The following is a 10,939-nucleotide window of genomic DNA, read 5'->3' on the forward strand; positions in this document are numbered from 1 at the left end:
TATATGCAACTGCTGTTGCTTGTCACTTGTCTGGAATGGCTGTGGCGCGAAAGAGAGGATTTTTTTATCGGTGCCAATCTCACGATTTATTTTAGTCGGCAACAACTGAGAAATCGTGATTTTCGGGGTCCCGATTTCTTCTTAGTCAAGCAAACTCAAAAACATCCTCGCAATGCTTGGGTGGTGTGGGAAGAAGATGGCAAGTATCCCAATTTGATTATCGAGTTGCTATCAACTTCTACCGCCACGACAGACCGCAGTTTGAAGAAAGACTTGTATCAAGACCGCTTCCGCACGCCGGAATATTTCTGGTTTTCCCCAGATACGCTGGAATTTCAAGGTTTTCGATTGATGGGAAATCAATATCAGGAAATTGCCCCAAATGAAAAGGGCTGGCGTTGGAGTGAGGAGCTAGGCTTGTATCTGGGCGTAGAACAGGGACAGCTACGCTACTTTACTCCAGAAGGCGATCGCGTACCGACCCCAGAAGAAGCCGCTCAACAGGCTCAAGTGCAAGCTCAGCAAGCTCAAGCGCAAGCTCAACAGGCTCAATCCCAACTAGAACAAGAACGACAACGCGCCGAACGATTGGCTGAACGACTGCGATCGCTCGGTATCGATCTAGAGTAAGCCATCGCTCTTACCCTATCTATCTATCTTTTGCTAGATGACGGCACAAAAACCGATAGAACTTGTGGAATCACCCGAAATCGGGCTGGCGTCTCCGTTGTTCTTTCCCCATCGGTATTAATTGGATAAGGTTTTCGAGTATATAACTCAATGTCTTTACCCTGGATGGTACGCACCCCCCTACCTATCGCAGATTTTCCCCGCAAAGCAGCAAATACCAACGGCAGGGTTTCCCACCAATGCTGAATTTCCAAACTATGCAGATCCAGCCTTTGGTCATCAATGGTGGCATCATCCGCAATCACTAAGCCACTGCCGTAATAGCGACCATTCCCCACCGTAATCTGCAAAGTTTTGACTTCGATAGACTGACCTTCCCAGTGGATATCAACCCAAAACGGTCGCACAGTCGAAATAACTTGCACTGCTGTAGCAATATAAGCAAAAACGCCCCAATGCCGCTTCAATCTTTTGGAGACTCTGCGGTTTACTTCTGCACTCAGTCCCAGACTGGCAATATTGAAAAAATACTGTCCGTTCACCCAGCCCAAGTCAATCCGTTGAATTTGACCATTGGCAATGATTTGACAAGCTTCTGGCAGCGACTGGGGAATATTTAGGGTTCTTGCCAGATTATTGGCGGTGCCTAAAGGCAAAATTGCCAAAGGTAAGTCAGTATCTAGCAATCCTTCGACTGCTGCATTGACACTGCCATCTCCACCCCCAATGATGACCAAATCAACCTGTTGGCAGTGTTTCCGAATAAGTTCAGAAAACTGCTTGGGATTTTCACTCTTTTCCTCTACTAGTTCAAAACCCAGTTGTTGCAATTGTTCAACTGCTTGCCGTCTGGCGTCTTGACCTCGTCGAGCATTCGGATTCACTAATAGCAATGCCCGCTGACTCATTTGCATTGTTTTGAGGGAAATCGGTCATTGGTATAAAGAAATTACCCCAATCCTCCCAGCCTCAAGTATATGCTTCCGATTGCAGCCTGCGATACTGTCTAGTTGTGTTGCAAAGGAGCTTCCAATCGCTCTTAGGGGATGCGACGGTAGTAATTTCCGTACAAAACTTGTCAAAACACTTGCCAGAACACCCTAATATACGCTACAAGGATAAAGGATTGCTTCCCTAGCGCATAGAATTCTACGCATTAAATCTCAGAAGCGGGAAGCTTTTTTACTTCGTAGTATTTACAAAACTGATTTCTAGACCCTATGACTCAGCAAGTAATTCACCCAATGGTGAAAATGCAGCGTCAAATGCATTCACTTGTAACATCGAATATTATCAAGCCCACAGATAAACTCTGGAAAATCGCTCTCCTCTATGGAGATGAGTGGTCTTACTGGAAAAAAGAACTGTTGGAATTTGGATTTACCATGCAAGATCCAGTCAGCGAACTGCTGGCGGTTGAAGCTTGGGAAGACGAGGATTAAAGGCAGGCGGTTAAAGCTTGGGAAAGTTCCCATGCTGATTGATAGCGATCGCTCGGTCGGGGTTCTGTCACTTTCTCTATCACTATCCGCAGTTGGGGTGTAATTGTCGGCATCCCTTCGACATTGAATCTGTAACCCATCCCCTTTCGTTTATAAAACTTTTGGGGGCTTTCACCACCCAATAGAAAAATTAGGGTCGGCCCGATTGCATATAAATCTGATTGTGTCACTGGCTGACCCCGATCTTGTTCTGGGGCGCTATAATCTGGGGCACCAATGCGTGTGCCTGGTGGCGTGCCAATTTCTTTGACTGCCCCGAAATCCAAAACAACCACCTGATTGTCCCGAAAGCGCACCATCAAATTTGCCGGTTTAATGTCCCGGTGAATGAGGGGCGGATCTTGACTGTGGATATAGCCCAAGATGTCACAGGCTTGAATCATCCACTCAATCGCCTGTTTAAGATGTACTGGCCCCTTTAGATAGATGCGCTTTTCTAAATCCTCGCCTTGGATCAGCTCCATTGCCAGGTATTTCTTGCCAGCCTCTACAAAAAAGTCATAATACTGCGGAATCCCTGAATGATGCAGTGTCTTGAGGGTACGAGCTTCTCGTTCAAAGAGTTCTCTGGCTTTAGAATTTTGTGCCATATCGGCATTCATTTCCTTTAACACCACGAGAGCCTCCCCGCGCAAACGTTCAGGGTCCCAGGCAAGGTAAGTGGTGCCCATTCCTCCTTGTCCTAGCGTCCGCAACACCTGATACTGACGGATGTGGCGATGTATCTTTACTAGAGGTTGCCCGCAGTGGATGCAGAACAAATTCCCCGGCGGATTTCCGGCGTGAGAACAAGCTGCTTCAGAACTGACTGCTGGCTGTGGGATTGGAATACTGCGTGCCCTTTCTCCGGACTTCTGAGAGAGGGTTGCTGGCTCTTCTGTGCTACTGAGTTGAAATTTCAGTACCGGGCCTCCTCGCGCCAGTTGAATGAGGGAATCATCTGATACCATCCCCTGAGAAATCAGGATGCCATTGACAAAGGTGCCGTTCGTGCCTTGATTGACCAACAACCATTGGACGGATGGGGTGCCTCCGTTGCTACTAGATGAGTTGCCTACTCTCCGAAGTTCTAGATGGTGCCTGGAAACCATGCCATCATTCAGAACTACGTCATTATCAGGGGCGCGACCAATCCGAATCGTGGAGGCTCTTTGGAAGTTCCACTGCTGCGGAGAGGTAGACGAGGGATCGAGAAGGGTCAGCGTAACCATAATAGTTTTGAGTTATTGGTTTTAAGTTTTGAGTTTTAAGTTTGAATTCAAAACTCAAAACTCAAAATTCAAAACTTTTAAAACATCTGATGTTGATCCAGGTTTGGTCGCACTTTCGCTCGGATAACCACCGCTGTGATGTTATCGTGACCGTTGTGCTGATTGGCGAGGTCAATGAGTTGCAAAAGACCCTGATCTAGGTTGGCTCTAGAACTTAAGAGAGGCAAAAGGTGAGTTTGCCAGTGAGTTTCTATGAGGTCGTTGTCTGATAAACCATCGGAACACAGAAGCAATAAAGTATCTTCATTGAGTTCCAAAAATTGGACATCAGGACGGACAAAATTCTCGTCTCGCGGTCCCAAAGCTTGGGTCAGCTGGTAAGCATCAGGTCGATCGTAGGCGATGGCAGGGTCTACCCCGCGCTGGATTTCCCGTTGACCCACTTCGTGGTCGATTGTAATTTGTTCTAAACCGCGTTTGCGGCTGAGACGATACAGGCGGCTATCCCCAACATGAGCGATCGCTACCTTCGTATCCTCAATCAAAACCATGACAAGGGTCGTCCCCATTCGTCCAGAGCCAGAGCGTTCTTGCTGTTGGTTGATATCAAAAATCGCTTTATTGGCTAAAAGCACTGCCTCTCGAATGCGGTCTTCTGTTGGTAAACGGTTTTGCCAATTGTCTTGGAAATAGCGCCTGACGGTGTCCACCGCCATCACACTTGCTACTTCGCCCCCAGCGTGTCCTCCCATTCCATCGCAGAGAATATACAGCCCCCGCGCTTGGACGGTTCGACCTAGTGGAGTTTCCTGCTTTTTAACTTCTGTGTTGATGCCGAAGTTGTCTTCATTGTGTTCGCGTTGCCGCCCGATATCCGTGGTACCCGCATCGTCGAGACTGAGCAACTGCATCGGTAGGATGATGGTAGGCATATCATCGCCCTCGCTGGTGTCAGGAACGCGATCTTCTGAGGTGAGGGGCGGCTGAATCCGAGTTTTTGAGGTTTGAGAATCTTCTTGTTCTTGAGCGATCGCTTGTAGCTGCGCTCTCAGCTCTAAGGGGGTTTGAATCTTGCCGCTTTGTAGGTTAACCAATAGTTGATCCAGAGAATCTAATTGCGATCGCCCTGATAGTTCAAATAATTTTTGCCACACTTGCCCCAAATTTTCGAGTGAGAGGGTTGCGTTGGCTGGCTCTTTATATAAGCGTTGCAAGCACAGTGTCTGATCTTCATCTACGCGCAGATTTGATAGCTCCAGCAGACTCTGACGCATTTGCCAGGGTTCTAGTGCTACCCACAATTTCGTCATTTCATCTAGCCAGTACAAAATCTGCAACAGCGGAATTTGAGCATCATTGTCCAAGTCATTAAGGAGAGGCCACTGGGAACGGTCTTCTAGCAGTACAACGGAAGTTCTGTCCTGCTGCCATGCATCGTGAATCGCTGGCAGAGTCGGGGACAACTTATTCTGTAAATCCAAATATGCTTGTGCAATATTGGGAATACTTTTGGCGGCTAAAGAATTTACATTCAGCGTCTGGTCAATAAAATTACGGTTTTTGACCGATTCCGCCGCAGAAGACATCGATTCTGAGTTACTTGCAGCATTCGCTGCTTCAGCACCTTGTAGCTGCTCCATAATGGCGGTCAGCGGAGCTTTTTGGAACGGCTGGCAATCCAAAACTCTCACCATCACCTCAGCGCTGTCCGAATTGGTCGGTAGGGAGTCTAGCAATTGATAACGCTGTTGAGGGTCTAAATATACAACCTGTGGCGTTAATTGAGTCTCCCCGCTACTGCTATTTTCAGGGGTTGTTTGTGTGGAAGTGTCCGCAGCCGAACTTGAGGCGGTTAATTCGTTCTCCGCCATTGGAGTCTGAGCATCTGTTGATGAAACAGATGCGGAGGGTGACATTGTAGAAGCTGAAGAATTTGCTGACAAAGTGTTTTCCTCTAGTGAAGAGGTTGCCTGCAACTCCCCGGCCCCTGAAGCGTTTGGCAAGGGTACAGTTGCCCCGTCCAGGTCAACTTCAACTGTAAGGTCTGCTGGCATTGTAGCTGCGTCTGAAGCCGCAGCCGGTGACGGCGGTGTTGTTTCAGCAGTCGGGGCGCTCTCTGCAACTTCCATATTTTCGCGAGAATCAGATGTTGCCGCTTCCTGCCCAAGCATGGGAGTGGCGGCTGCGGCGACTTGCGAGTTTAAATCTTTCGAGAGAATTGCCCACCACACCGTTCCCGTCGTGGCACTACATTTGGGACACTCTACGAGATTAAATGGCACTTGAGTTGTGCATTCAGGGCAAACTTTGTGGGTTAGGGAAGTTCCACATTTTTGACAAAACTTGTTGGTATTTGGATTTTCAAACTGACACTGGGGACAGACAAGCATGGCGGAACTTCCTCGATTCCCGTGTGGTGTTTTAACTTAAGGGAGACAAAGTAACTGCGATCTAGTTTGCCACGTCACAATCGAAGCTTCCAACTTCAACGGGTAGAAGTCTTAAGGTCAGCGTTAGCAGACGGGGATGCCATACGCACGTCTTGCACCCTCAATGATTCGTGCTACGTCTACATTACGCGATCGCTCAGTGGATAGCGATCGCAACTCATCACTACTGAATGCGGCTAGCATCAGTTTGACACAGCTTCTTTAATAGTTCTAACTCAATTGAAGTTAGATCGCGCCACTGTCCGGGTTCTAGACCCACAAGAGACAAGTGAGCGATCGCAACTCGCACCAGCCGCAGCGTCGGAAACCCTACCGCCGCCGTCATCCGTCGTACTTGCCGGTTCCGTCCCTCCGTCAAAGTCATTTCCACCCATGCTGTCGGCACATTCTTGCGAAAGCGAATCGGTGGATCGCGAGGTGGTAGTTGTGGTTCATCGGGTAACAACTGCACCAATGCCTTTCGCGTCCGGTAATCTTGAATGACTAAGCCTTCGCGCAAATGTCTCAGCGCCTCTTCATCCGGAATACGTTCCACCTGCACCCAGTAAGTCCGGGGATGTCCAAAGCGAGGATTGCTCAAGCGATGCTGCATTCGCCCGTCATTCGTCAACAGCAGCAATCCTTCACTATCCCAATCCAAACGACCGACTGGATAAACTGAGGGGACGAGAATGTAATCTTTCAGCGTGCTGCGTTTCTGTTCAGTTGGAGTGTTGTCCGTAAACTGAGTTAAGACGCCATAAGGCTTGTAAAAAATTAGATATCGGTACACGCTAATTTATGATTTCAAATTTAAGATTTTAAATTGTAATTTCCTTCAGTTAATTTTTATCCGAAAGCGCACGAAACCAAAGTTATTACTAGCGGTATTAGAAATACTACCTAAATTTACAATTATTGCACCGTCAGGATTACCTTGATTAGGACAGGCATTACCCGCAGCCAATGGAGCAAGAGATGAGAAAAATGTCCCTGCGTCAGCATCCGCTGCGTTAGTTAAAGAGGCAGTTATTCCTGCTCGATTCACCAAAATACCTGCACCAAGACCAAAACTATCAGAGATAAAAGTTGTTCCAGTAGGAATCGCATCGCAGAATCTGACATTATTGACTGGGCTACCACCATCAGATAGGAAATAAATCGTGTATTCCACCTCATCACCACTTATTAAAGGTGTATTTCCCCCTAGCTTTGGAACTCCCAATAACAGTTGAGCAAAGTTAGGAAAAGCTGTTTCATTGGGATCGGCAGGTTCGGCTGGGACAAAGTTAGCGTACTGCGTTGCATTTACTCTCGTGATTCTCTTCACCAACCGCAGACGCGCCGGACCACCAGCAGCTACTACTAGCTGTGTTGGGTCATTGTTGCCACCACCAGTGCCTTGATTTAAGTCTCCTGGCCCTGACACCGCATCGGTAGGATAGGAACTACCAGGAGGTAATGTCCCTCCATTTAATGTAGCAAGGGCCTGGTTGCTAATCGACGTTCCAGCAGCAGCTACCACTTTGGCGCGGAACTTGATTGTTACCCTACCCCCACCTGCACCAAGTTGCCCTGTGGCATTAGGATTGCTCAGATTAGTGTCTGTTGTACCGTTGAAATTAAGATTAGCTGTCACAGTTGTATTGTTGTTGGCAGCGGCAAAACCGTTAGTAGCTGTGAAAATATAACTGCCCGGTACGAAACTCAAACTGCTAGGCAAGGGGTCAATTACTAGAAAGTTACTAATTACGGTAGTGGAGTTATTGTTGGTGTAAGTAACGGTGTACTCTAATATGTCCCCGTTGGTGAGAGAGCCGCTGCCATCCGCGTCTACGGCTAAACGCACCGATTTGCTACCGGAGGGATTCAAGGGAGTAACAAAGTTGATAATCGTCGGGTCGGCATTACTATCATTAGGTTGGTTCACATTACCGCCAGAGGAGACACTTCCTGGAGTGCCGGGGTTGACGCCGGAACCAGGCTCAGTAGGATTAGTAGAGTCACTGGCATCTGTGAGGACGGGAGTACCAGCATCTCCCGTATAGTTGACGCTGCCTTGGTTAGCAACAGGACTGGCACTGTTAGGTAGAATCCGGGTGTTAAAGGTGAGGGTTGCTCTATTACCGGGGTTTAGCGTTCCCGGTTGGGTAAAGGTCACGGAATTGCCAGTGCCATTAAAGCTAGAGCTGGGCAAACTGGGGGAAAGCACAAAGCCTGAGTCAATAGTTACCGTGTTAGAACCATCTTGTAACACCTGTAACTGAGTAGGGATGGTGTCGCTAATTACTACTCCGGTGATTGCTGCTGTATTGCTGCTGGGATTCTCGACAATCATGGTGTATTGAATATCATCGCCAGATGTGAGCGTTCCAGTGTTGTCGTTGTCTCTCAAAAAGCGGACGGATTTGAACGTTATCGGACCGATATTAACCGTTGTGGGGTCATTAGCTGTATTGTTGGCTTTATTAGGGTTATTAGGATCGTTCGGCTCGTCTCCAGGCGTGGTAACAGTAGCAGAGTTAGTAATATTTCCTGTCGCTGCACTGTCCACATTAACTCGCAGGACGATCGCTGGCAAATTTTCTCCTGGTGCTACGACGCCACCAGTATAAGTACAGCTAACAACTTGCCCTGACGCCGAACAGCTCCAATTGGTACCAGTAGCGGAGACAAAACTAAGCCCGGTAGCGAGTGTATCAGTTACTGTGACAGTGCCCGTCGTAGCACCAGATGTAGGCGAGTTTCTCACGCTCAAGGTATAAACTCCTTGCTTACCTACAATGAAGTTACCCGTGTGAGTTTTTTCAATGCTCAAATCGGGGGGAGGCTGAATAACTGTAGTATCCACACTGCTAGTGTTATTGCTCCCATTAGGGTTATTGGGATCGTTGGGGTCGTCTCCAGGCGTGCTAACGATGGCAGAGTTCGTCACCTTTGGAACTGCGGCGCTGTTGACGTTAACCGTTAACACGATATCTGGCAGCACTTCCCCTGGTTCAGCTACAAGGTTAGGGCTATAGGTGCAGGTAACAACTTGCCCAGATGCCGAACAGCTCCAGTTTGTGCCTGTAGCTGAGACATAGCTGAGACCATCAGGAAGTGTATCGGTTACGGTGATAGGGTTGTTAGTAGGGTTGGCAAGCGTGCCGCCGATGGTGGGGCCAGCTGAGGGAGAATTCTGCACCCTCAACGTGTAACCGCCTTGCTGACCTACGGTGAAATTGCCTCCTGAAATTTTAGTAATACTTAGGTCAGGCGGTGGGGTGATAATTTTCAGGTTTTGAATTTCATGAACATTATTCAAGCTTCCTGTGGAAGAGGCAAAACCTAACTTAAAACCAGCAGTAGGTGGAGCTGGTAACTGGATATTAGTAATAATCGGGACACCGTTTACGGTAACTGAAATCCGGTTCAATCTATCTAGGGTAATCTCAACTCGTTTTGCAGAGGGGCGAGTAGGTTGGTCGACAAACAAGCCTCCCGGCACATCGCCATGCCCCACGTAACAGTAGCCAAGCTGACCATTACCTGGACTTCTAACAACCACTCTTTCTACGGGATCTTTGGTAACTCTTTCTTGATTACCAAAAGGCGATAGAGTACAGCCTTGACCGCGACCTTGACTATCATTGACAAAATTGCCAAATTCGTCTAATCCAATACCCACATATCCGTCTGGAATTCCATTTTTAACTCCCGATTGATCGTTTCGCTGAGCGTAGCCCAGAGAACCACCAAAACCGCCTGGAGCAGAAGTGGGGGTATTAGCATTGAATAAAAAGAAAGCCGTTCCATCAGCTCCAGTACCGCCGTAAGCAAAATAGTCGAAGCTGATTTTTAAACCTTGTGTTGAAGGAATTGATAAGTTGTAGAAAACAAACGCAGATTGATTGGGAACAGCATAAGTTAATCTGAGCACTCCTTCTCCTGGCGGATCTATAGGAGGATCGTCTCTACAGCCTGTGAGTGAAACTGGCCCAGAAGGATCTGGATAACTACCTCCAATTGTTGTTGCTGTTAGGCAAGGGTTGATACTAAAATCCTGTGCTGGCGGAACGTTACCAACAACCCAATTAAGGGCGCTAGCGTTTTTAAAAGTTTCGTCAACTAAAATTCTTTGAGCAGCTACCTGCGAGCTACTGGCTGCTAATAATAGGAAAGTGCTGCCAGTTAAAAATAGCGTGCGCTGGCGAGAAAGAATCGCAGTCAGATGCTTACCCAGAGATTTCACGGTTTACTTGCGTCAGTTGTGGAAACAATTAATACTAAATGAGGCACCACCTTGGTAGGTGTCTGAGTTGAAAATGATGGATAGAGAACAGCTTGGCATAAGCGCCTCTAGTTTTCTATACCTCGCCCAAAGCGATCGCGCTTAATTTATCCCTTGAGTGCAAATTGAAGAAATCATAATCGAGAATACATCTTTTGGTAGACCCAAATGCAGCGATCGCTTTAGGAGGTACCCCTGCTGCGCCTATAGTCGGCTTATGGATGAAAATATTGGTACCCATTAGTTTATTTTGACGCGGAAGCGGGTAAAACCATAGTTGCTACCCGTTGCATTGGAAATATTACCCAAATTCACAGTTACCGCTCCATCAGCATTATTTTGATTAGGACAAGCATTGCCCGCAGGTAAAGGAGCAAGTGGCGAGAAAAATGTTCCTTCATCTGTATCTGAAGCATTCGTCCGAGTGGCAATTGTCCCAGCGCGATTCACCGAAATCCCCGCACCCGAACCAAAACTGTCAGCACTAAATGTTGTTCCTGTTGGAATCGGATCGCAGAATCTAACATTGTTAGCTGGAGCCGTCCCATCAGAGAGAAAATAAATCGTGTACTCGACTTCGTCGCCGCTTCTCAAAGCTGTTTCAGCGGCTATGGTGGAAACTCCTAGTGGCGACAGTTGCGACCAGCCAGCTGCATTGTCATTGTCGCTATTTGGGTCATCTACAAAACTATTGAAGTTAATCCCACTCAGGGGCGCACCGTTTCTAGTCACAGATGTGATTCGCTTCACCAAACGTAGATTCCCTTTCCCAGGGGAAGCAACCGTTAGCACAGTCGGATCATCATCTCCAGTATTGGCAAGGTTTCCTTGATCAATTCCATCATCTACAATTTGAGGCAAGTCGCCATTCCCTTGAATGGCATCTGTAACCGA

8 protein-coding genes and 1 pseudogene are annotated in these 10,939 nt (G+C 47.7%); 2 read left to right on the forward strand and 7 right to left on the reverse strand.

The annotated features are described in order from the left end of the window. Positions 1–630 (forward strand): Uma2 family endonuclease (locus tag H6F50_RS15720; RefSeq protein WP_190429415.1); only part of this gene is annotated, 630 nt, incomplete at its 5' end. A gap of 23 nt (positions 631–653) precedes the next feature. Here H6F50_RS15720 and H6F50_RS15725 read toward each other — a convergent pair. Continuing rightward, positions 654–1,538: a lipid kinase gene (locus tag H6F50_RS15725; RefSeq protein ID WP_190429421.1), complete on the reverse strand. Its 885-nt coding sequence runs from the start codon at positions 1,536–1,538 to the stop codon at positions 654–656. A gap of 312 nt (positions 1,539–1,850) precedes the next feature. Here H6F50_RS15725 and H6F50_RS15730 point away from each other — a divergent pair, with 312 nt between their 5' ends. Beyond that, entirely contained in the window at positions 1,851–2,072 is a 222-nt protein-coding gene (locus tag H6F50_RS15730) for a DUF4327 family protein (protein ID WP_190415607.1), read from the forward strand. On the opposite strand, the gene H6F50_RS15735 is transcribed toward H6F50_RS15730, so the two are convergent. The 6 genes and pseudogenes from H6F50_RS15735 to H6F50_RS15760 form a co-directional block, all read right to left on the reverse strand. Continuing rightward, on the reverse strand, positions 2,069–3,343 hold the full coding sequence (locus H6F50_RS15735; RefSeq protein WP_190429416.1) for a protein kinase: 1,275 nt from the start codon (positions 3,341–3,343) through the stop codon (positions 2,069–2,071). The genes H6F50_RS15730 and H6F50_RS15735 overlap by 4 nt on opposite strands. Before the next feature lie 77 nt (positions 3,344–3,420). Then, complete coding sequence (locus tag H6F50_RS15740) at positions 3,421–5,733, reverse strand: serine/threonine phosphatase (RefSeq protein WP_190429417.1); 2,313 nt, start codon at positions 5,731–5,733, stop codon at positions 3,421–3,423. Between the two features lie 223 nt (positions 5,734–5,956). Further along, positions 5,957–6,571 (reverse strand): pseudouridine synthase, encoded by a 615-nt coding sequence (locus H6F50_RS15745; protein ID WP_190429422.1) that lies wholly within the window; start codon positions 6,569–6,571, stop codon positions 5,957–5,959. A gap of 39 nt (positions 6,572–6,610) precedes the next feature. Next, entirely contained in the window at positions 6,611–10,006 is a 3,396-nt protein-coding gene (locus H6F50_RS15750; RefSeq protein ID WP_190429418.1) for an isopeptide-forming domain-containing fimbrial protein, read from the reverse strand. Positions 10,007–10,121: 115 nt separating this feature from the next. Beyond that, positions 10,122–10,286: a hypothetical protein gene (locus H6F50_RS15755; RefSeq protein ID WP_190429419.1), complete on the reverse strand. Its 165-nt coding sequence runs from the start codon at positions 10,284–10,286 to the stop codon at positions 10,122–10,124. Further along, a pseudogene (locus H6F50_RS15760) lies at positions 10,286–10,939 on the reverse strand (DUF11 domain-containing protein); the annotation flags it as partial. The pseudogene H6F50_RS15760 and the gene H6F50_RS15755, both read right to left, overlap by 1 nt.

The organism is Coleofasciculus sp. FACHB-712, from assembly GCF_014695635.1.
In the GTDB taxonomy this organism is placed as follows: domain Bacteria; phylum Cyanobacteriota; class Cyanobacteriia; order Cyanobacteriales; family FACHB-T130; genus FACHB-T130.

Bases quoted from the DNA above. Each gene is read 5' to 3' on its own strand.
- H6F50_RS15725 (WP_190429421.1), bottom strand. From the start codon at position 1,538: ATGAGTCAGCGGGCATTGCTATTAGTGAATCCGAATGCTCGACGAGGT.
- H6F50_RS15735 (WP_190429416.1), bottom strand. From the start codon at position 3,343: ATGGTTACGCTGACCCTTCTCGATCCCTCGTCTACCTCTCCGCAGCAG.
- H6F50_RS15740 (WP_190429417.1), bottom strand. From the start codon at position 5,733: ATGCTTGTCTGTCCCCAGTGTCAGTTTGAAAATCCAAATACCAACAAG.
- H6F50_RS15755 (WP_190429419.1), bottom strand. From the start codon at position 10,286: ATGGGTACCAATATTTTCATCCATAAGCCGACTATAGGCGCAGCAGGG.
- H6F50_RS15730 (WP_190415607.1), top strand. From the start codon at position 1,851: ATGACTCAGCAAGTAATTCACCCAATGGTGAAAATGCAGCGTCAAATG.